This window comes from Maridesulfovibrio sp. (assembly GCF_963677005.1).
Taxonomy (GTDB): Bacteria; Desulfobacterota; Desulfovibrionia; order Desulfovibrionales; family Desulfovibrionaceae; genus Maridesulfovibrio.
Genome location: NZ_OY781616.1, coordinates 1,583,847 through 1,604,289, shown reverse-complemented (window position 1 = coordinate 1,604,289; position 20,443 = coordinate 1,583,847). Strand labels below are relative to the sequence as shown.

At 50.7% G+C, this 20,443-nt stretch carries 17 protein-coding genes and 5 tRNA genes; 18 read left to right on the top strand and 4 right to left on the bottom strand.

Annotated features, from left to right (window positions below; all coding sequences use genetic code 11):
- Window positions 1-32: 32 nt before the first annotated feature.
- On the top strand, window positions 33-458 hold the full coding sequence (locus ACKU4E_RS07360) for a hypothetical protein (protein WP_320170430.1): 426 nt from the start codon (window positions 33-35) through the stop codon (window positions 456-458).
- A gap of 3 nt (window positions 459-461) precedes the next feature.
- On the opposite strand, the gene ACKU4E_RS07355 is transcribed toward ACKU4E_RS07360, so the two are convergent.
- Complete coding sequence (locus tag ACKU4E_RS07355) at window positions 462-1,568, bottom strand: glycosyltransferase family 4 protein (RefSeq protein WP_320170429.1); 1,107 nt, start codon at window positions 1,566-1,568, stop codon at window positions 462-464.
- Window positions 1,569-1,781: 213 nt separating this feature from the next.
- Here ACKU4E_RS07355 and ACKU4E_RS07350 point away from each other — a divergent pair, with 213 nt between their 5' ends.
- The gene (locus tag ACKU4E_RS07350) at window positions 1,782-2,666 is read left to right on the top strand and encodes a glycosyltransferase family A protein (protein WP_320170428.1); all 885 of its coding nucleotides are present in this window, start codon (window positions 1,782-1,784) and stop codon (window positions 2,664-2,666) included.
- A 57-nt stretch (window positions 2,667-2,723) separates the two neighbouring features.
- On the opposite strand, the gene ACKU4E_RS07345 is transcribed toward ACKU4E_RS07350, so the two are convergent.
- Window positions 2,724-3,086, bottom strand: coding sequence for a molybdenum cofactor biosynthesis protein MoaE (locus ACKU4E_RS07345; protein ID WP_320170427.1), 363 nt, complete (start codon window positions 3,084-3,086; stop codon window positions 2,724-2,726).
- Between the two features lie 29 nt (window positions 3,087-3,115).
- Here ACKU4E_RS07345 and ACKU4E_RS07340 point away from each other — a divergent pair, with 29 nt between their 5' ends.
- Window positions 3,116-5,749, top strand: a complete 2,634-nt coding sequence (locus tag ACKU4E_RS07340; RefSeq protein ID WP_320170426.1) for a hypothetical protein — start codon at window positions 3,116-3,118, stop codon at window positions 5,747-5,749.
- 180 nt (window positions 5,750-5,929) lie between these two features.
- Window positions 5,930-6,943 (top strand): hypothetical protein, encoded by a 1,014-nt coding sequence (locus ACKU4E_RS07335; protein WP_320170425.1) that lies wholly within the window; start codon window positions 5,930-5,932, stop codon window positions 6,941-6,943.
- A 14-nt stretch (window positions 6,944-6,957) separates the two neighbouring features.
- Here ACKU4E_RS07335 and ACKU4E_RS07330 read toward each other — a convergent pair whose 3' ends face one another.
- Together ACKU4E_RS07330 and dksA are read right to left on the bottom strand one after the other, a co-directional pair.
- A complete protein-coding gene (locus ACKU4E_RS07330) occupies window positions 6,958-8,493 on the bottom strand; it encodes an NFACT RNA binding domain-containing protein (RefSeq protein WP_320170424.1) in 1,536 nt (511 codons plus the stop codon).
- A 13-nt stretch (window positions 8,494-8,506) separates the two neighbouring features.
- Complete coding sequence (gene dksA / locus ACKU4E_RS07325; RefSeq protein ID WP_320170423.1) at window positions 8,507-8,869, bottom strand: RNA polymerase-binding protein DksA; 363 nt, start codon at window positions 8,867-8,869, stop codon at window positions 8,507-8,509.
- A 374-nt stretch (window positions 8,870-9,243) separates the two neighbouring features.
- On the opposite strand from dksA, the gene ACKU4E_RS07320 reads away from it, so the two are divergent.
- The 14 genes from ACKU4E_RS07320 to ACKU4E_RS07255 all read left to right on the top strand — a co-directional run bounded on the left by ACKU4E_RS07320 (window position 9,244) and on the right by ACKU4E_RS07255 (window position 20,441).
- Window positions 9,244-9,318: transfer RNA gene (locus ACKU4E_RS07320), tRNA-Gly, on the top strand.
- Between the two features lie 10 nt (window positions 9,319-9,328).
- Window positions 9,329-9,403, top strand: a tRNA-Cys gene (locus ACKU4E_RS07315).
- A 3-nt stretch (window positions 9,404-9,406) separates the two neighbouring features.
- Window positions 9,407-9,481, top strand: a tRNA-Gly gene (locus ACKU4E_RS07310).
- 69 nt (window positions 9,482-9,550) lie between these two features.
- Window positions 9,551-9,625: transfer RNA gene (locus ACKU4E_RS07305), tRNA-Gly, on the top strand.
- Between the two features lie 71 nt (window positions 9,626-9,696).
- Window positions 9,697-9,771: transfer RNA gene (locus ACKU4E_RS07300), tRNA-Gly, on the top strand.
- Window positions 9,772-9,972: 201 nt separating this feature from the next.
- The gene (locus ACKU4E_RS07295; RefSeq protein WP_320170422.1) at window positions 9,973-10,686 is read left to right on the top strand and encodes a methyltransferase; all 714 of its coding nucleotides are present in this window, start codon (window positions 9,973-9,975) and stop codon (window positions 10,684-10,686) included.
- The gene (locus ACKU4E_RS07290) at window positions 10,686-12,413 is read left to right on the top strand and encodes a YcaO-like family protein (RefSeq protein ID WP_320170421.1); all 1,728 of its coding nucleotides are present in this window, start codon (window positions 10,686-10,688) and stop codon (window positions 12,411-12,413) included. The genes ACKU4E_RS07295 and ACKU4E_RS07290 overlap by 1 nt, the downstream gene beginning before the upstream one ends.
- A 196-nt stretch (window positions 12,414-12,609) precedes the next feature.
- Entirely contained in the window at window positions 12,610-12,927 is a 318-nt protein-coding gene (locus ACKU4E_RS07285) for a TusE/DsrC/DsvC family sulfur relay protein (protein ID WP_320170420.1), read from the top strand.
- Window positions 12,928-13,224: 297 nt separating this feature from the next.
- On the top strand, window positions 13,225-13,455 hold the full coding sequence (gene rpmE / locus ACKU4E_RS07280) for a 50S ribosomal protein L31 (RefSeq protein WP_320170419.1): 231 nt from the start codon (window positions 13,225-13,227) through the stop codon (window positions 13,453-13,455).
- 313 nt (window positions 13,456-13,768) lie between these two features.
- Window positions 13,769-14,650, top strand: coding sequence for a DUF1385 domain-containing protein (locus ACKU4E_RS07275; RefSeq protein ID WP_407944125.1), 882 nt, complete (start codon window positions 13,769-13,771; stop codon window positions 14,648-14,650).
- Complete coding sequence (gene prfA / locus ACKU4E_RS07270; protein ID WP_320170417.1) at window positions 14,650-15,723, top strand: peptide chain release factor 1; 1,074 nt, start codon at window positions 14,650-14,652, stop codon at window positions 15,721-15,723. Before ACKU4E_RS07275 ends, prfA begins: the two co-directional genes overlap by 1 nt.
- A gap of 200 nt (window positions 15,724-15,923) precedes the next feature.
- Window positions 15,924-16,787 carry a peptide chain release factor N(5)-glutamine methyltransferase gene (prmC, locus tag ACKU4E_RS07265; RefSeq protein ID WP_320170416.1) on the top strand — a complete coding sequence of 288 codons (864 nt, stop codon included), beginning with the start codon at window positions 15,924-15,926 and terminating at the stop codon, window positions 16,785-16,787.
- Window positions 16,788-16,963: 176 nt separating this feature from the next.
- Window positions 16,964-17,887, top strand: a complete 924-nt coding sequence (gene lpxC, locus ACKU4E_RS07260) for a UDP-3-O-acyl-N-acetylglucosamine deacetylase (RefSeq protein ID WP_320170415.1) — start codon at window positions 16,964-16,966, stop codon at window positions 17,885-17,887.
- Between the two features lie 421 nt (window positions 17,888-18,308).
- On the top strand, window positions 18,309-20,441 hold the full coding sequence (locus ACKU4E_RS07255; protein WP_320170414.1) for a methyl-accepting chemotaxis protein: 2,133 nt from the start codon (window positions 18,309-18,311) through the stop codon (window positions 20,439-20,441).
- The last annotated feature ends 2 nt before the right edge of the window (window positions 20,442-20,443 follow it).

Below are 20,443 nucleotides of genomic sequence, written 5' to 3'. Positions count from 1 at the left end.
AAAGTCAGGAATACAGGGGCAGGGGGGATTATATGAGCAGGCTGGTCCTGTTTTTTTATCGAGTGGCTTTTTGGCTTTACCGAAAAAAAGTTCCGGTCCTTCCGCAACTGATCAACAAGTTATTCATCCGGATAATATTCAGCTGTCAGATCGGTCTCGGCGCACAGATCGGCAAAGGGGTAGACCTCGGCTACGGAGGGCTCGGCATTGTCATACACCACGATGCGGTGATCGGTGACAATGTAAGTGTCGGAAGTTGTGTGACCATTGGCGGCAGGTCCGGTATGGCTGAAGTTCCGGTCATAGGCAGCGGAACGCTTATAGGCAGCGGAGCCAGGGTTCTAGGTCCTGTCACCGTGGGGAAAAACTGCCGCATAGGGGCCAATGCCGTTGTCCTGCAGGATGTTCCGGACAACCATCTTGCCGTGGGTGTTCCAGCGAAGATTCGCCCGATCTGATTTCTATTCCAGCACGCCCTGATATAAGGTCATGGTCCTTTTCAGAAAATCCCTGCCGGTAAGTTGAGACATGGTCCTGGCGTGCTCTGATAGAAGTTTTTCCAGAAATTCCGGTTTGTTTACCGCGTCGGTCAGTTTCATGGACAGGGCATTTGCATCCTGAGCCGGGACGAGTGCCTCTGCCGGAAGCAGGTCCGGCATCACTCCCACATCCGTTGAGATAAGAGGCCTGCGGCAGGCCATTATTTCAAGTGCTGCCCGGGCAATGGTTTCCGACCACAGCGAAGCTATGACTCCGAGATCAAGTGCGGAAATGCAGGCAGCCACGTCATCCACCACGCCGCTTATGACCGTTATGTCCCCGAGTTGCTTTTCTGCAATCCACGTATCCACTTCGTGTTTGCTGGTGGCTGTGGGAAATCCTATAAGAAAGAGTTTTATCGGCCTGTCTTTGACGTTGAGACGGGTCTTGGCTACGGCTTCTATGAGCTCTTTCTGCCCTTTGACCCGGTCGAAGCGTCCCAGCATGCCTATCACAAAGTCGTCTTTTTCAAATCCGAATTCCCTGCGGACATTTTCCCTGCCTTCGGGGTCGAACCGGAAACGGTCTGTATCGACCCCGCCGTGAATAAGCCAGAGTCTGCTTTCGGCGAGTTCCATTTTCTTCAGAAAATGTTCCGCCATGCGTTTGTTTGTAACCACCACGCCATCGGCAATGGTGGAATGCAGGTGGCGGTTTATGAAATCGCTTTTGGGCAGGCGTTGATCTCCCCTGGTCCTTATAAGCTTGAAACCCAGACGCATTTTTCTGAGTATCCCCCACCAGAAAAATGCCTCGCCCCTGTGGCAGTTGACTATATGCGGTTTTTTCTGGTGTACGAGAGCCAGTACTTTGGAGCAGGCTTTGAAAAGCGTGACCGGACTGGTGGAATTGAGTTCAATTGTTTCCACCGTTAGGCCCATCTGACGGGCTTTTGTCTCCGTTTCGGAGTCCGGGACGGTTATGACCAGAACTTCGTGTCCCGCATCCTGCAGCAAACGGCTGAGGTAGAGGGCATACCATGATGTGGCATTGAACCAGCGGACGTTGATGACTTGAAAGATACGCATGCAGGTAAATGACAATCCGTTTATTAAAGAGTCAAGAAAAAAAGATTGTTAGGAATACGTCTATTCCCTTTGACCAGTGTGGAATTCCTGTTGCGGACTGACATTTGTGGGTGAAAATATTCATGCTCACATGGGATATGACTGTCCGTCAGCCTTTTCAATTACATAAAAAATACTGTTTTTTTATTATAACATCTGCGATGGAAAATCCGTATGGTTAAAAAAATTGAATATTCCGTTCCCGAGGTTTCGGTTATTATACCTACATATAATCGTTCTGCAATGGTTATGAGGGCCGTACAATCCGTTCTGGCACAGACCTGGAGGAATTTTGAATGCATCGTGGTGGATGACGGTTCTACAGATGATACCTTTTCCGTGCTCGCCGAAATAGATGACCGTAGACTGCGGGTTGTTTCCCGCGAGAACGGTGGGGTTTCCGCAGCCCGTAACCATGCACTGAATATTTCAGGCGGACGGTTTATCGCTCTTCTGGATTCAGATGATGAATGGCTGGCAGAGAAGCTTGAAAAACAGCTTGATTTTATGAAGCGGGGCGGGTGGCAGATTAGCCAGACCGAGGAAATATGGATTCGTAACGGCAGGCGGGTGAATCAGTGCAAAAAGCATGAGAAACCGGAAGGATTCTTCTGGGAACGCTCCCTTGAAATGTGCATGGTAAGTCCTTCGTGCGTGATGTTTACCCGATCTTTTCTGGAGCAGATCGGTCTGTTTGACGAACGGATGTCCGCGTGTGAGGACTACGACCTCTGGATTCGGTCCGGCCTCAAGTACCCGGTAGGACTGCTCCGGGAGAGCCTTACGGTAAAACACGGAGGAAGGCCGGATCAGCTATCCAATTCAGTGCCCTGTCTTGACCTGCTACGCATTTATTCCATGGCCAAAATGCTTGCCGGTGGTGATTTAAACGTTGGACAACGTGAATCCGTTCTTACCGAGATCCGGCGCAAGGCCGGTTTTTATGCCGGAGGATGCCGTAAAAGAGGCAGAGAGCATGATGCTTTGAGGATTGAGGAGCTGGTGGAAAAACTGGTGCAGGGATACTCGGTTGACCCTGCCGAATTTATTGGAAATTAAAACTGGTCCGGGCTATACTCCAGCCGGAGTTGACCCGGACCGCGATGTATTGTCGGATCAGGCGAAAATTTCTTTTTTGGTGAAGGCTTCCGACTTTACTCTGTCGAGCAGGCTTGCGAGGCATGCTTTTACGTTTTCGCGGATGTCACCGGCAACAATCAGGAAGAGCACGTCGTCACCGGGCTTGAAGGTGCCTTCGTTGGCGTGGACAACAATTTTATAAATGCCGTCCATCTGCTCGTGTTCCTGGCGGAGTTCTTCAATTTTTTTATGGTCCGCCTGGATTTCAATTCCGCTGACATCGGCATGAGTCCCGCGTGACCAGCCGCGGACTATTCCGTTGTGGATGAGTATCATGCCTACGTTGGCGGCAAATTCAGGGTCTTGTTTCAGTTCGGCAATTTTTTTAGAAATGTCCATTATTCCTCCGCAGATAAGGAGTTGTTGTTTTGTTTCAGATTTCCACCTTATTTGAAAATTTCCCCATTGTCAGCCATTCACGCATGGTTAACCGTGGGTATGGTGTCTGGCTCGCTTGGGGAGAGGATCTGGATGAATCTATTGTGCGCAGCCTGAGTGATTTCGGCGGATTGCTTATGAGCGAATCGCGTAATCAGGCATACTGGTTTTTTTTCAGCAGCGATGTCTTCCGGGTTGCAGCGCGGCTTGAAATATGGGCCAGGCTGAATCCGATGGCCGTGTTCATGCAGATAATGCCGGCCACTCTTCTTGTGGATTACAGTCTTGATCTTTCGCTCAAGGTTGCCGATGAGTTCACTTCCCAGGAAGTGGCAACCCCTAAAGAGTTCGAGGTAATGGTTCATCCCCAGTTATCGGATGAAATCAAGAAGATTGCCGGGCTTAACCTTGAGGAAACAAGGACTCCAACCGGTATTTCGAAGTCGGGATGGGTGACGCTGGTTCCTGATCAGGGTTTGGTGTACGATTCCCTGTTGAGCTGGTATTTCATAATTATCCCGGTAGGCAATCAGTCTGACAAGGAATTTATACGCGGCTGGCGTTCTTTTTTTTCCGATATCCAACTGCTGCTTCAGAAACTCGGTATTCAGTACATTACTTCCGAAGTGCGGGTAATACTACCCATCGGCTCACTTTCCCTGCTGCGCACTTTCCTGCGCGAGCTTCTTTCTATCATAACAAAGGCCAGAGGCAACGATGAAGAGGGGCACTACTGGCCTACAGTAATGGCACTGGTCCCGCAGATGAACATGAGCTTCAATGACGAGATTCTGCGCAAGGTCCACCTTGACTGGGACAAGCTCACTCCGGACAGCCCCCACCTGCGTTATCGGGATGCCTACCTCCTCGGGGCGGATTTCGCCATCAACGAAGTCCGTTTCGGCAGCGAGCAGGAAACCGTGGAGAGCTGGTGCCATGTAAGTCTGAAGCAAGGTGCGCAGGATGTTTCTTCCAGCGCTATTGAAGTCACCATTTCCCGCAGGGTTTCCGTCGGTGAGAACGATGACTGCTTCTATTGCGGAATGAAAAACCATACCCCGGCGGAATGTCCCAGCCGGCAGCTCAAAGGGCTGGATTTGAGGGCCTGGAAAAATCTGGCGGCCATTGACAGCGATAAATTCAATGAAGGGTTCCAGAATATTGATTTGAGCATGCAGGGCAAGGAGAATGTTGCCGAAGAATTTTCCAAACTGGTCGCCGGTGGAAACGGCTACGAAGGAATCATTACCAAGGCTCTGTTTTCCATCAATGCCGTTTCGCAGCTGCGGACACTTTACATGGTCTGGCGCAGCAGAGGCAAGGAATGGCCGCGCGGAATTATGGATCAGGGACCGGAAGAGGGCGAGCTTATCTGGTCGGCATATGATGCCATGGTCAACGGTTCTCTTACAGATGCCGAGCTGCTGACCAAGAACGCCATGATTCGATTCAGCCGAAGCTACCAGCCCAGAGCCCTTATCGGTTTTATAGAACTTGAGAACGGCAATGGAGAACAGGCCTACTTTTACTGGCAGGAAGCGGAACGCCTGAGCTTTTCTCCCCTGCAGCAGGGATATTTCATTTATCTTCAGGCCCGCATGCAGGAGGTCGGAGGAGATTTCGGGGACGCAAGCAATACGTATCGGCGGGCGGCCAGGCTGTGTCCGGAATGGCTTGATCCGCTTTATCGCCGGGCTGTGTGCATGGTTAAAATGGGCTTTGCGGAGCAGGCCGTGCCGTATTTCGAAGATCTCATCGAGCGTGATCCTCATTATTTCAACAGAGTGGCCATTGATCCGGAACTTGATCGAGGACGACTGACCGTCCTGCAGGCTCTGGGACAACTCTGGGAAATTGCCGAGGCCGAGGCCAAGGAGATTGCCGCAGGCATGGATTCGCTGGCGGAAGATATTTCACAGTGGTTTGAGGAAGGACATGAATTTGCGGACGACGCCGCCAAGTTTATGGATAGGATGCGTAAGCTGGCCAAGATAAATAACTATGTGGCCTTCCGGCATCTTACTTCCGGGGTTGCCCGGCTCACCCAGGAAATTGAAAAACGGGTGGAGTATGAGATCAAGGTCATCAATAAGAAATTGGAAATATATCGTGAGGAACTGCTGGATATCCAGCGGGAAGCTTCATGGTTTCCGTTTCCTAAGCTTCTTACCGAGTTCAACGGTGATTTCAACTACTGTGCAGACAAGATTTACTGGATAAAGACTCAGAATCTTAATCAGGCGGAAACATTCCGCAAGACCCAGCAGTACCTTTCCCGTATTGACGAACGGTTGAAAAAACTGCGCCACAGGCTGGTAACCCTGCGTGTTATTCGTGATTCCACCCTGTTCGTGATGCTTCTCGGAAGGAGTTTTATCTGGCTGGAAGTTCTTTTTCTGGGGATGGCGCTTCTGTGCGTTCCGGCTCTTATTTATTACTCTAAGAATTTCCCATCCAACTTTGTCATAGATATGATTATCCGCCAGAAATGGGAGTTTCAGCAGGGCATGATCCTGATACTAAGCATCCTTGCTCTGGCTATATCCGCGTTCCGTGCGGCGGTTGTCTTTGAGAAGAAGAAGCGTGAGCTGTTCCTGATCGAAGATGATAAAGAAGAGAAATGATAAAATCAGTTTGTTAAAAAAACATTCAGCTCGTTAAATACGATGTGTTTTTATGCCTATAGAATCACCTGTGTCTGAGGATGCGGGTGATTTCCTTTTTTATTCAAGTAGATAGCTCGTTTGGCATGAGCGGTGCATTTATACCTGTCAAGAAGATGTATTTTTGACAGAGGTATTGCCATGTCCAGTGTTAGTAATGATGTTTCCGCAATTTTGAGGATGCTTGGAACCGGCCCGTCCGGAGGTCCTTCCGGGGTTTCTGGGAAAGGTTCGTCCACAGCCGGTGCGGCTGCGGTAAAAGGTGAGCAGCAGATGTTCGACATGGAAATGTCCATGGCGAACAAACTCCTTTCCGGTTCATCTGATGATGAGGGGTTCCCTTCTTCGGATATGGACATGGGGGTTATGAACAACCTGCTTGTGCTGGAAGCTCTCAGCGCCCTCAACTCGGTAAAAGGGATCAACCCGTCAGGAAGCCTGGCCAGGTTGCGGAACAATCCGTACCCGGCTCCCCAGTCCGTTACCCATGAAAGTCCTGTCAAAAAAATGTCGGCAAATGACGTGACCGGGAGCCTCTCGGCAAAATTCGAATCCGGGAACAAAGGAGCTGCCGCCATCGGGTATGACAGGGTCGGCGGAACGTCATACGGAAAGTATCAGATCGCTTCGAACACCGGCACCATGGACAGATTCATCAGCTTCTTGAAGGAAAAGGCTCCTGAGATAGCGGATAAGCTGAGCGGGGCTGGGCCTGCTAACACGGGGTCCAAATCCGGTCTGATGCCGGATGTGTGGAAAAAAATAGCATTCGCAGATCCGGCCGGATTTGAAAAGCTGCAGCACGATTTTATCCAGAAGAGCCACTACGATCCGGCTGTGAAAATGATATTTGAAATGACCGGGGTGGACATGAATTCTCTTCCGGGACCTGTTCGCGAGGTGCTTTGGTCCACATCGGTTCAGCATGGCCCCACAGGCGCTTCCCAGTTGATTTCCCGGGCCATAGACAAACTTGCAGCCGGAGCGGAAAGCAAGGGGTTTCCCGCTGATCTGGTGAAAGAGATCTACGGAGAACGCACAGGGCAGTTTTCATCCTCCACAAGTGCCGTCAGGCAGAGTGTGGACAACCGCCTCAAGCAGGAACGGAACATGGTTCTGGCAATGCTTGGAGAGAGCGTTTCCCGCACTGCATAGCCTGTCGGAATGGATCAGTCGTCCGATTCCCGGTCCGGCTGGCGGGTCAGTCTGTCTTCCAGTTCGGGGTCAATTCCGACGTGCAGGTTCATAAGCACGTTATCCACAGCCACCTGCCCGTGGGCATACCCTTTGACCTTGCGCACATCCTTGACCAGTGCGCACATCACATCCGCTTTTGAATCATTGTTCCGGTAGCTTTTCAGCGCGGCAAGAGCCGCGGCTTCGCGCATGGATTCTTCCGGCACATCCTGCCCGGGATGGTCGCGCTTGAGTATGACGTGCGATCCCGGACCATCCTGTACATGGAACCAGTAATCGAAAACGGATGAAACCTTGCTCAGGATTTCGTGGTTGGCCTTGCTGTTCTTTCCGCGAATAATCAGAAAACCGTCCGATGAAACGAATATGGCCGCAGGGATGTTCTTGTATTTTTTTGGAATTTCTACGGCGTGTTTCTTTTTGCCGCCACGAGATTCTGCGGGCATCATGTTTGAATTCAGAAATTTTTCGTGTTCAGCCTCAACTTCACTGCGTCTGCGTTCCATGTGCTTGAGACCTCTGGTGGCCTTTGCCGCGAACCGGAAGATTCGTTCCATGTTTTCGGTCGGGGTCATGGAAGGGCCCAGGCTGATTTCCATCTCACCTTTTTCCGGATGGCATACTGTAATCCGGTCCAGCTCTCGCATATCCCGAATGCGGTACATCTCAGCCTGAAGTGCCTCAGCTTCAACCTTGCGCCCAAGCAGTTCCTTAAGCCTTTTTTCTTCCTGTTCTATACGGGCCAGCACCTTACGATATTTTCTGTTTCCGGATTTAAGCAGGTTTCTCTGCTCAGCATTTTCCATGCGCTCCATGACCGGAAAAAGAATTTTTTCCCCGTATACTGCGGCAGCTTCTATTGCGGAATGAAATATTTCCGGATTTTTCCCGGAGCGCCATACCCTGGGCGGGGACGGTTCTCCCTTTTTTCCTGCGGAGATGTAGAACTTGTCCGGAGATCCATTTTCCAGCGACAGGAGCAGACTGCTGCCTTCTTCTGCCGGAATGATGCTTAGATGTCTGCGCAGGGGAGGGGATATCTGCGGATAGTCTTTCCAGATGTCTTCTTCTGATTTGATTGCGGAAAGGTCCGGCCAGCGTACAGAACCGCCGAAATCGTCAGGCAATTCATGTACAAGGGAGACACCTTTTTTCATGTCCAGCAGCAGATAGCGGTATTTATCCGGCTGCCTGAACGGCGAGAGGGTAAAAGCGATGCGCAGATTGATCCAGTCGTGCTCGGCTTCGAAAAGTCTGCGTCCGGCCAGTCTCTTGCGCAGCCACATTACCTGCGCCGGAGGATTGGCCGGATTCACTGGTTTCACTCTTGATATAAAAAGCAGGCCTGCCGATTTGGCAGGCCTGAACAGAAGATATTCCTTTCCCCCCTTTGACTGGAGTACAAAAGTCCACACTCCGTCAGCCGGGGAAAATATTTTTTCAACCCTGCGTCCCTTGAGGTATTCCTCAAGTTCGCAGCACAGGGCTCGAAAGAAATGGGCGTCCATTATTGATCCGGGGTTAGTCCCCGCGGTTTTTTTCGTCTTCTTCCTGCTTGCTTTTGCAGGCTATACAGAGAGTTGTCACCGGACGGGCTTTGAGGCGAGCTATCGAAATATCTTCGCCGCAGGAGTGGCATATGCCGAAATCCCCGTCGTCAATGCGCTGAATGGCTCTCTGAATTTTTTTGATGAGCTTGCGTTCCCTGTCGCGCAGGCGCAGGGTAAACGCCCGGTCCGACTCGGCCGTTGCACGGTCTGCGGGGTCGGCATAGTTCTCACCGGACTCGGTCATATCCTCTATGGTTTCCTGGCCCTTCTGCAGGATGTCATCAAGCATCTTGTTCAGGGTTTCACGGAAAAACGCGAGATCCTTTTGTTCCATATCATTAACCTCTCGTCATGAACTGTGAGGTGGGGTTACGAAATTACCAGAACTACTTCTCTTCAATTTTTAAGATGAATGGTATTAGCCTAAACTACCCCTGAAAGTAAAGGGCGTGATAAAAAAAAACAAAAATATAAAAAAATAAAATGGTTGACAAATATCTTGGGCTGCCATAAACACTTTCTCCATCGGGCGCATCGCCCGGTTCTTTGAAAAAAAGTGTCAATTTTCAGGTTGATTGCGGGGTCGATTTCGTATAATTTATCCACTTCTCAATTTGTCTGAATGACAGAAAATAAAGTTAAAAAATAAATTAAAAAAGTGTTGACAGTTTCGTTGCAGGACGATAAAAACTGCTTCGCTTTTCGTGAGCGGGAATAACTCAGTGGTAGAGTGCAACCTTGCCAAGGTTGAAGTCGCGGGTTCAAATCCCGTTTCCCGCTCCAGAAAAATTTAGGCGGCATAGCCAAGTGGTAAGGCAGAGGTCTGCAAAACCTCCATTCTCCGGTTCAAATCCGGATGCCGCCTCCACACGCGGGAATAACTCAGTGGTAGAGTGCAACCTTGCCAAGGTTGAAGTCGCGGGTTCAAATCCCGTTTCCCGCTCCACCGAATATTAAAAGGCCGGTCTGTGTGACCGGCCTTTCTTCGGATACCGCCCGGAGCATGAAATTTTCTGCGGGAATAACTCAGTGGTAGAGTGCAACCTTGCCAAGGTTGAAGTCGCGGGTTCAAATCCCGTTTCCCGCTCCAATTAGTTTTCTTCAGGCCATATCCTCAGGATAGGCCTGTTTTTTTATCGCTTGCTGAGAGCCGTTTTTCCTGCGGGAATAACTCAGTGGTAGAGTGCAACCTTCCCAAGGTTGAGGTCGCGGGTTCAAATCCCGTTTCCCGCTCCAGAATTTTTTAAGGCCGGTCATGTGAATGACGGGCCTTTTTTTTTGCATCGGCAGGAGCTGCCCGGCTGCGGAGTTGACCGTGCGCCATGAAATGATTACTCCTCATCCTCGTGGGGCACTATTGTTTCATATCTGATTGATGTGAAAATATTCGCTTGAATTTTATTTAATGTTACGGAAATTTTTTTGCGGAGGAATCCCTTGAAAAATATAGCGTTAAAGCCCGGAGCGAGTTTTGATGAACTCCTCGCTGCTGCCAGAAACAAATTCGGGGCCATCAAGTTTGAGCCCGTTAAAGTCGGTAACGTTGAACTGGAGCTGGCCCAGATTGCGGATATGCAGGCTTATCTTGACAAACTGGTGGACAAGGCCAGGGGCGGCAAGAATATAGAATTGCCGCTGTGGGCCAAGATCTGGCCGTCCTGTCTGGTGCTCGGTTTTTACATATTGAAGTTCAAGGCCGCAGAAAACGCATCTCTTCTTGATGTCGGGTCCGATGGCGGGCTTTGCGGAATGCTTGCAGCCTCCAGAGGGTTTGACGTGGTCCTGGCCGAGACAGATGAGGACGCGCTTCTCTTTGCCCGGCTGAATGCTGTGCGCAACGGACTGGATGACAAAGTATCCGTAGCCGGGGTGGATTTTGCCGAGACCGATCTCGGCAGGAAGTTCGACTACATTACCGGATGTGAGATTCTGCATCGCGATGATGTGGCAGAGGCCTTTCCCGGCTTCATCAAACGTCATCTTGCCGATGTAAACGGTTCGGAAGTCCTGTTATCCATGGATAAGAAGCGCGGCGGAAGAAAATTTTTCGAAAGCACCAAGGACAGTTACCACCTGATGAAGCAGGAGGTGCCGTTTGCCGGTGACAAGGGCAAGAGCATTGTTTCTCTGGTCAGAATGGGAGTGCGCTGATGCTTGAGCTTAAATCGTGTCCTAAAATATACTCTACAGATCAGGATAAGGCCGCCAGCCCCGCTGAAACCGTTGCCCGCGTCAAAGGGCTGCTGGATGAGAAATGCAGCGGCGTTCTTAAATGTACCCGGAAAGTCGATACCGGCAGGCTTGGCATTCCCGTTTTCATCAGCGAATGCGGTGATGCCGCGCGTGAAATTATGCCCACCCGCAAGCAGATGGGTAAAGGTGCCTCCGTGGCTCAGGCCGAAGCTTCAGCCTTGATGGAACTGGTGGAGCGGTTCAGTTTTTTCAGCTTCTGGAATACTGCCGAAAATTTCATTCTGGCCACTTACAGCGAAGCCGAACAGATGTGGCCCGGCAAGGTCATCCCCATAGAGAGGATTCTCCAGTCCGTGGGTGAGGATCTTGACACGGCCAGAGCACGTGTCCTTCTGGATCTTGTGCGCTGGCATTTTCACCCGGCCCTTAACGTGCACACCGGAAAAACGGAATACGTCCCGCTGGACTGGTTCAAGATACTTAATGAATTCAACGGTGCTTCTGCCGGGAACACCCCGGAAGAGTCTGTGCTGCAGGGCGGAAGCGAACTGGTGGAACGGCATGTCTGCGCGGTTATTGACCGTGAAAGACCATCCGTTCCGGTTATTGATCCAGCTTCCTGCAAGGATGATGTTCTTTCCGGATTGTGCAAGTGTTTTGAAGAAAACGGCATCGAATTCATCATTAATGATTTTTCTCTGGGAATGCCTTTGCCGACCGTGGCGGTTACCGCCTGGGACCCGGCTTCCTTTCCCGGTATGAGCGAAATAGTATTTACTGCCGGAACCTCAGCTTCCCCCGTCAAGGCCGCTATCCGGGCTTTTACCGAAGTGGCCCAGTTGGCCGGAGATTTTGAAACCGGACGTGTGTACGAGGCTTCCGGGCTGCCCAAGTTTACGGAAATCGATCAGACCGGGTGGCTTGCCTGCGGCGGGAGTGTCGGAATAGATTCTCTGCCTTCAGTTGAGCAGAACGATATATACGACGAACTGAAAGCTTTTGCGGCCGGGCTGAATGACCGCGGTTTCAATCTTTACACCGTGGATACCACCAACCCCGAACTCGGAGTACCCGCCAACTACAGTTTCGTTCCCGGATTCTGTTTCCGTGAGCGGACACCGCACGCCAGTCTGGGGCTTTTTGTCGGCAGGATTCTGTCGGAAAAAGTTGATCTGGATATTGCGGGCGAAGGACTTGATGTCATTGCCGACATCTACGGAGATCCGTATTACGTTCCTTTCTTCGAAGGTATGATTGCCCTGCGCGGCGGGGATACGTCCCGTGCCGTGGATATGTTCTCCATTGCCGTGGACATGCAGCCGGCTGACGAGGAGAAGGCTCTTGCCGCTTTCTACACCGCTTATGCCCTGTCGCTTGAGGAAAGGTGGCCTGAAACAGTGCCGTATCTGGACAGGGCGATAGAGCTTGACTGCGAGGCCAAGGAGTATTTCAACCTGCGCGGTGTTGCCAGATTCAAGGCCGGGGAGTACCGGGTTGCGGCCGAGGATTTCAAGGGTGCGCTGGCGCTGGACAGCGGTTCCGCTTCGGATCTCGCAAACCTCGGGCTCTGCCACAAGTTTCTGGGTGAAAAAGACGAGGCCGTAGAATTTCTGAGCACCGCGCTTGAACTGGACCCTTCGCTGGAGTATGCTCAGGACCATCTTCAGGAATTGTTGGATAAATAATAGCCGGTTTTATGTGTTTCTTTTTGATAACATCATTGACAAGAAAGCGGTTTCGATATTATCGCATTACGAGCAAAACGCGCCAAGGTTTTGTTCTGAAAAAGTCGTGAAACAGCGGATCGCTGTTTTTGGATATGGCGGGTTCGGCCCCGGCTGAATCTCAAGTAAATTACATATATTCCTAAGGAGTATTATTATGGCTCTCGTAGAATATCAGGGCAAAAGCTTTGACGTTGATGAGGACGGCTTCCTTCTGAAATTCGAAGACTGGTGCCCCGAGTGGGTTGACTTCGTTAAAGAAAGCGAAGGCATCAAAGACCTGAATGAAGAACACCAGAAAGTTATCGACTTTCTGCAGGATTACTACAAGAAGAACGGTATTGCTCCCATGGTGCGTATCCTCTCCAAAGTAACCGGTTATAAACTGAAACACATCTATGAACTGTTCCCCTCCGGACCCGGTAAGGGAGCATGTAAGATGGCTGGTCTGCCCAAGCCCACCGGCTGCGTTTAGCACCAGTTTGCTTGCAGAATATTCAGGCGGGATCCTCGCGGTCCCGCCTTTTTTGTTCGCAGGTGACTGATAAAGGTCCGGTTACTATAAAGGAATGGGGATGGTAACTGGTAACGGCCCGGTAGTCGAATCTTTAACAGGCATCTGCTGTCCGAGGTAAGCCTTCTTGACCATGGTCAGGCAGGGCTGATAATAGTATAAATGAAAATTATGAAACCGTGCAGATAACCCTTGCAAATTATCCGCGCCGGGGGTATTGGGCTTTGTTTCCACGGTTAACAAAGACAGGAGAAAGTCATGAAAAAAGATATCCATCCTAAACTCTATAAGGCGAAAATCCGCTGCCACTGCGGTTATGAATCTGAAATCTACTCTACCATGGGTGAAGAGATAAGCACTGAAATTTGTTCCAACTGCCATCCCTTCTACACCGGTAAGCAGCGTTTTGTTGATACCGCAGGTCGCATCGACCGCTTCAAGAAAAAATTCGCCAACTTCGACGCTACTGCCAAAGTCAAAGGCAACTAGCTCATATTTTTGCGGTTTTACCGCATTCACATGCCTCTGTCGTGTAATTACGGCAGAGGCATATTGTTTTTCTAAATATTTCAATTTGTTACTGTGAGGTCCCGCGGGCCGGGTCGGCTCTTTCTGCCCTTTGATTACAGATTGATTATTGCGCTGCTCAGTCTTGCCTGAATTTTCTAAGTGATTAATTGCTGAGAATCAGTACTAATTAGTCGCGGTGTTTACCGCAACGAGCGAGGAAACGGATTTGAAATTACCACTCATACTGTCAGCCGCCAAAACCGTAGGCGGTCAGGCCGTTATCGAAGGCGTAATGATGCGCGCCAGAAACAATCTGGCTATTGCCGTTCGCCGTCCTGACGGAGAAATTACCGTTGAACTTCGTCCCTGGTTCTCAATGACGCCGAACTTCATGAAAAAACCATTCCTGCGCGGGTTTCCTATCTTTATGGAAACAATGGTAAACGGAGTAAAGGCTCTCAACTATTCCGCCACGCAGGCCCTTGACGAGGAAGACGGAGAACTGACCAGCTTTCATCTGATCCTGACCATGGTGGTCGCCATAGGAGCAGCGCTGGGACTTTTTGTTGTCCTGCCGCATTTTTTCAGTGTCGCCATGGAGTGGTGGGGTGTTTCCGGTGATGTGGACTCCCTGAGTTTTCATGTCTGGGACGGTTTTTTCAAGATGATCATGTTTCTCGGATACATAGTGTCAATCTCTATGGTGCCGGACATCAAGCGGGTGTTCCAGTACCACGGGGCCGAGCATAAGGTAATCTGGGCTTACGAGGCCGGTGGTAATCTGGAGGCCTGCCGCATAAAGGATTTCAGCAGGCTGCATCCCCGCTGCGGAACGGCGTTTCTGCTTTTCGTTCTGGTCGTAAGTATCCTGCTTTTCACCGTACTGGTTCCCCTTATCGTTTCGATCTGGGCTCCCAAGGTATTTATTCTTAAGCATTTATATATAGTTGGGATCAAGTTGCTGCTTATGGTTCCCGTAAGTGCCGTTGCTTATGAAATGATCAAGGCTTCCGGCAAGTTCGAGAACAACCCGGTCTGCAAAGTGATGTGCCTTCCCGGCCTGGGAATGCAGCTTCTGACCACCCGCGAACCGGATGAAAGCCAGATTGAAGTAGCCCTGGCCGCCCTCAACAAAGCAGTGGCAGCCGACTCAGCAGATGGAGGAGAGTGCTAATGTTTGCAAAGCTTGAGGAACTTGAACGTTCCTTCATGGATCTGGAGCAGGAGCTTGCTGATCCTGAAGTATACAATAATCAGGAACGCTACAAAAAGGTGACCATGGCCCATGCCGAACTCGGTGATGTGGTCGCAGCCTTCAGGGAATACAAGCAGTTGTCCTCAGACCTTGAAGACAACAAGGAAATGGCCATGGATTCCGACCCGGAAATTCGCGAAATGGCCCAGATGGAGATTTCCGAAATCAAGGCCCGCCTGCCGAAGCTTGAGGAAGAACTCAAGCTGCTGCTTCTGCCCAAGGATCCTATGGACGGCAAGAACATCATTCTTGAAATCCGTGCCGGTACCGGTGGAGAAGAAGCAGCTCTTTTTGCTGCGGACCTGTTCCGCATGTATTCCAGATTCGCCGAACAGAACGGCTGGAAGGTTGAAGTAATGAACTCCAACCCCACCGGAACAGGCGGTTTTAAGGAAATCATCGCTTCTGTAAGCGGCAGCAACATTTTTTCCAAAATGAAGTTCGAGTCCGGGACACACCGCGTGCAGCGCGTGCCGGCAACCGAAACACAGGGACGTATCCATACTTCTGCAGCAACTGTGGCCATTATGCCGGAAGCTGAAGAAGTGGATGTGCAGGTGCGCAACGAAGATCTGCGTGTCGATGTGTTCCGTGCTTCCGGTCCCGGAGGACAGTCGGTCAACACCACTGACTCCGCAATCCGCATCACCCATCTGCCTACCGGGCTGGTTGTTATCTGCCAGGACGAAAAATCCCAGCACAAGAACAAGGCCAAGGCAATGAAGGTTCTCTGCTCCCGTCTGCTGCAGGCCGAGCAGGATAAGCAGCATGCGGAACTTGCTGAGCAGCGCCGGGCACAGGTCGGCTCGGGTGACCGCTCCGAACGCATCCGTACCTATAACTTTCCGCAGGGCCGTGTAACCGACCACCGCATCAACCTGACCCTGTACAAACTCGATGCTGTGATGGAAGGCGATATGGGAGAGCTCGTCGATTCTCTGGTCAGCCATTATCAGTCCGAGGCACTCAAGCAGCAGGCTCAGGACGGTTAATCCTTGTTTCCAGTCATGCTTATGGCGGTGAGATAAGGCAATCAAGAGCGCAAAGCGCATTGAATTTAGACGGGATATTTTGGATCGAACCGGTCGGAATATCCCGTTTTTCTTTGATAGTGCTATCCTAACCGTTTCGGATCTGGACTGGATATTGTATTAATCTTTGTTAAAAGCGCGAAGCGCAACAATAGTAACTGATGAAGAACCCGACCCTCAAAGACATTATTTCAACCGCCACGGCCCGGCTTTCAAAGGCCGGAGTCGATTCTCCAGCTTTGTCGGCGCAACTGCTTGCCGAGAAGGTCTTCGGACTGGACCGGCTGGGGCTGATCATGGAGATGGGGCGTGCTGTAGATATAGAAGCGGCGGCACGGTTCGAAGTGCTTGTGCAGCGCAGGGCTGCCGGGGAACCGGTAGCGTATATTCTGGGTATAAAGGGATTTTACGGACTGGATTTCAAGGTCGGTCCCGGGGTGCTGATTCCGCGCCCTGAAACTGAAGAGATGGTCGAGAAGGTTCAGGATAGTTTTGACCGGAACGCTGAATTTTTCTTTGCCGACTTCGGAACCGGTTCCGGGATTCTTGCCGTGACCGTGGCCGTGTTGTTTCCATCAGCCCGTGGCATAGCTCTGGACCTCAGTCCGGAGGCCATGACCCTAGCACGCGAAAACGCGGTGCAACACGGTGTGGCGGACCGGGTCCAGTTTGTCAGGGCTGATTTCAATAAGCCTGTCCTTGCTATGGAAAGCATGGATCTGATCATGGCTAATCCTCCATATCTTAGCGAAGCCGAGTTGCAGGAAGTCAGCTTCGAAGTCTCGCAGTTCGAACCGGTTTCCGCGCTGGTGGGTGGGGCGGTCGGCGATGAGGATATACGCGCAAGTGTGCCCCTGATCGCCGGGGCTTTGAAAAAGGGCGGGACCGTTTTCATGGAAATAGGATATCTGCAGGGCAGGGCTGCCAGGGATATTTTTGAATCATGTGCGGAATTTTCCGGAAGCGTAGATGTTCTTGCAGACCTTTCAGGGCATGACAGAATTGTTGTGGCAAAAAAGAAATGAATGCTGTTGCACGGTTGCAAAAAAACCACAGTGAATGTTTACAGTTGTTGTAAAATAACAACTGGTTATGTTTTTTCAAAATGGCTATATTAAAAATGTCTAATAAATATAATATGTTGAAAGTATGTCTGTTTTGGGCATGGTTTTTGCTTGTTGGAGAGTAATAAGGAGATATTATGCTGCAGACAACTATTCATAACACAGTAAGGTGCAAGGGGATCGGACTCCACAGCGGTAAGCAGGTGGAGATTGTTTTACGCCCTGCTGCTGAAAATACCGGTATTCTTTTTTCCATTCACACCGGTTCCGGAAGTTCCTTTATTTCACCGAATCCCGATCTTGTTGTAGCCACAGGTCTCGCAACCACCCTCGGAAACGGTCAGGACGCCGTTTCTACCGTTGAACATCTCCTTGCCGCTCTGCGCGGTATGGGTATTGATAATATTCATGTGGAAGTCAGAGGTAACGAGCTTCCCATCATGGACGGCAGTGCCGGTCCGTTTGTATATCTGCTGCGTCAGGCCGGTGTCCGCAGACTTTCCAAAGAGCGCAAGGTTTTCGCCGTGAAGAAGTCCATCAACTTTGAGCAGGATGGAAAATATGTGCGCGCTTTTCCGCATGACGGTTTTGCCGTGGACTATACCATTGATTTCGAACATCCGCAGATAGGAAGGCAGACTCTTTCCCTTGAAATTACTCCTGAAGTTTTCATGGAAGAACTTGCCAAGGCCAGAACCTTCGGGTTCCTCAAGGAAGTTGAGTACCTTCATGCTAACGGCCTTGCTCTGGGCGGTTCGCTTGATAATGCTGTTGTTCTTGATGAATACGGTGTCATCAACGAGGGCGGCCTGCGTTTTGCCGATGAATTTGTCAGACACAAAATTCTCGATTTCGTCGGGGACATGGCTGTAATGGATATGCCGCTGCATGGACGTTTCGAAGTCTACGCATCCGGTCATGCCCTTAACAACTCGTTTCTCCGTTATCTGCATGCAAATGCCGAGGACTATCTTGAAGAACGTGTTCTTGCTCCTGCCGCCGGAAAGGTCAAGGAACAGGTCTACGTTCCGGACAGTTCCGCAGTTCCTTCTCCTGCTTAGATTTTTTCCCCGGTTTTGACTATACAAGCTTACAGCCCGCCTCTGGCGGGCTCAGACAGCTGATAACGCACCATCTGCTGCGTTGCTGCGAAAAAGCATGAAACTCACGTATGTCTATATACGCTTCGTTCCATGCTTTTTCTTGCGTCTTGCATCCGGCACATTCTCAGCCGTCTGATCTTTTGACTTTGCCATCAATCTGAGCCCGCCTTCGGCGGGCTTTTTTTGGCACTATGCAGTAAATACGCCGGGAAAGACGGTCCGGGTTGGAGACGTGCTTGACTCCGTGCTGTTCCGGGGTAAATATAATCGGCACTAAGGACCGGGGAATTCGGATTTGAGCCGCTAATGCATTAATCCAACCTGCTGTCCACAAGGGTGTCAAAGTCGCTTTCGGTTATATCGATTCAAGGAGTAATGCATGTTCCGGTCTATCAGCACCAGAATTTCATATATTGTCGCAGCTGTTGTGGTTGTTTCCTCTCTTGTTACCCTGCTGTTTATCAGCACTTCGCTGAGGGAAGACAATGTTACTGCCCAGGGGCGCACAGCGCGCAACACCATTCGGATGGGGCTTCTTTACCTGCAGGAAGGCAGTCAGGCCATAGAAAGATACCGGGAACATGCTTACGCTGATCGCAAACAGGCCATAAAGGATGCGATGGATATTTTCATCTCGGAACTTGATTCCCTGTATGGTCTGTACAAGGCGGGCAGACTATCCGAGCACGATGCCAAGGAGGCCGCCTACAATCTCGCCCGGACCACCCGTTTTTTTAACAATGACTATTTTTTCATATATACCGAGAAGCTCAAGTCCCTTGCTCATCCGGACCGCTCCATAGAGGGCCATGTCCTTTATGATGCAGTGGACAAGAACGGTTATGCATTCGGTCCCGATATGGTCCGCAAGGCTACCCGTGAGGGAGGGGGGTATGTTCATTTGTGGTGGACGCGTCTTGGCGATTCCAATCCTGTTCCCAAGATTCTTTATATGAAGGGCTTTCCGCAGTGGAACTGGGTCATCGGTACCGGTACTTATGTGGATGATATAGAAGCCTCGGTAAACAGCCAGAAGCAGGGGCTTATTGATGACCTGCGCAAAGGATTCAGCAAGATACGCCTTGCAGACACGGGAAGGCTGTTCATTTTTGATGATCACAAGAATGTTCTTGTGCCTCCGCTCGGTGCTGCCCAGAATTTCGGTCAGAACATAAACCTCAATACCGGTAAAACAGTTATCCACGACCTGAAGGAAATCGGTAAGCTTGGTGAATGGAAACTTGATTACCGTGTACGCCGCAGGGATGGGGAGGAAGTGGAGAGACAGTCCTATGTCCGGTATTTTGCTCCTCTGGGCTGGTATGTTGCGTCAACCGTTCCTGTTGCAGAAATATACGCCCCCGTATCCGAACTCATAAGCAAACAGGCGATTATCAGCCTTGTTGTTCTAATCCTGACCATCTGGGTGATTTACTACCTCATCAGGCGTATCTGTCAGCCTATCCGCAGTGTATCAAAGGCGGCCTTTTATGTCTCGCAGGGCGATCTGCGCAAAGCTCGCAAGGTCTTTTCCTCGGCAACGGACAAGGGCCATCTTAAACGGGTGGTAGAATCATTCGGAACTGAAGGGGAGAAGGGATTTGACGAGGTCGATCAATTGGTGAAATCAATCCACACCATGCTCAATACCCTAAATTCACTGGTCAGCCAGGTGCAGGTGTCCGGTGATCAGGTTACCGGTTCTGCATTGAAGCTCGGAAGCGCTATCAGCCAGCTTGAAGCTGCGGTTGAAAATCAGGCTGCGGCTACACAGGAACTGGGGAGTACATCACGGGAGATTTCCGCAACTTCACAGGAACTGGCCCGAACCATGAACGAGTCGACTCAGGTAGCCGTTTCCACCGGAGATCTCGCGGCGCAGGGCATGCGTGATTTGAGTGTAATGGGGCAGACCATGGACGCCATGCGCGATGCTTCCGGTGGAATATTCACCAAACTGTCAGTAATCAACTCCAAGGCCGCGAATATCAGCAAGGTGGTATCCTCCATTTCAAAGATTTCCGAACAGATTAACCTGCTTTCCCTCAATGCCGCTATTGAGGCTGAAAAAGCAGGTGAGTTCGGGCAGGGCTTTTCTGTTGTAGCCAGGGAGATAAGGCGGCTTGCGGATCAGACGGCCATGTCCACCCTTGATATCGAGAAGATTGTTTCCGAAATGCTCTCTGCCGTTTCGTCCGGAGTGATGGAGATGGATAAATTCAGACAGCAGGTTGAAAACGGGGTGAGCAATGTGGACACTCTCGGCAGCGGTATTTCCGGTGTTGTCGATCAGGTTCGTTCACTCAGTCCGCAGTTTGAGTCGGTCAACGAAGGTATGCAGAACCAGAGCGAAGGTGCGGAGCAGATAAGCATGGCCATGATCCAGCTTTCGGAGACTTCCATCCAGACAAAAGATGCTCTTGTGGATTTTATTTCCATCACTGAGCAACTCTCGAATTCCGTTTCACTGCTTGAAGAGGAAGTGGCCGCATTCAAGGTTGATAAGGGCTGATC

What these genes read in the sequence shown, in the direction of transcription:
- ACKU4E_RS07360 (WP_320170430.1), top strand. Translation starts at nt 33, where the DNA reads ATGAGCAGGCTGGTCCTGTTTTTTTATCGAGTGGCTTTTTGGCTTTAC.
- ACKU4E_RS07355 (WP_320170429.1), bottom strand. Translation starts at nt 1,568, where the DNA reads ATGCGTATCTTTCAAGTCATCAACGTCCGCTGGTTCAATGCCACATCA.
- ACKU4E_RS07350 (WP_320170428.1), top strand. Translation starts at nt 1,782, where the DNA reads ATGGTTAAAAAAATTGAATATTCCGTTCCCGAGGTTTCGGTTATTATA.
- ACKU4E_RS07345 (WP_320170427.1), bottom strand. Translation starts at nt 3,086, where the DNA reads ATGGACATTTCTAAAAAAATTGCCGAACTGAAACAAGACCCTGAATTT.
- ACKU4E_RS07335 (WP_320170425.1), top strand. Translation starts at nt 5,930, where the DNA reads ATGTCCAGTGTTAGTAATGATGTTTCCGCAATTTTGAGGATGCTTGGA.
- ACKU4E_RS07330 (WP_320170424.1), bottom strand. Translation starts at nt 8,493, where the DNA reads ATGGACGCCCATTTCTTTCGAGCCCTGTGCTGCGAACTTGAGGAATAC.
- dksA (WP_320170423.1), bottom strand. Translation starts at nt 8,869, where the DNA reads ATGGAACAAAAGGATCTCGCGTTTTTCCGTGAAACCCTGAACAAGATG.
- ACKU4E_RS07290 (WP_320170421.1), top strand. Translation starts at nt 10,686, where the DNA reads ATGCTTGAGCTTAAATCGTGTCCTAAAATATACTCTACAGATCAGGAT.
- ACKU4E_RS07285 (WP_320170420.1), top strand. Translation starts at nt 12,610, where the DNA reads ATGGCTCTCGTAGAATATCAGGGCAAAAGCTTTGACGTTGATGAGGAC.
- rpmE (WP_320170419.1), top strand. Translation starts at nt 13,225, where the DNA reads ATGAAAAAAGATATCCATCCTAAACTCTATAAGGCGAAAATCCGCTGC.
- ACKU4E_RS07275 (WP_407944125.1), top strand. Translation starts at nt 13,769, where the DNA reads ATGATGCGCGCCAGAAACAATCTGGCTATTGCCGTTCGCCGTCCTGAC.
- prfA (WP_320170417.1), top strand. Translation starts at nt 14,650, where the DNA reads ATGTTTGCAAAGCTTGAGGAACTTGAACGTTCCTTCATGGATCTGGAG.
- prmC (WP_320170416.1), top strand. Translation starts at nt 15,924, where the DNA reads ATGAAGAACCCGACCCTCAAAGACATTATTTCAACCGCCACGGCCCGG.
- lpxC (WP_320170415.1), top strand. Translation starts at nt 16,964, where the DNA reads ATGCTGCAGACAACTATTCATAACACAGTAAGGTGCAAGGGGATCGGA.
- ACKU4E_RS07255 (WP_320170414.1), top strand. Translation starts at nt 18,309, where the DNA reads ATGTTCCGGTCTATCAGCACCAGAATTTCATATATTGTCGCAGCTGTT.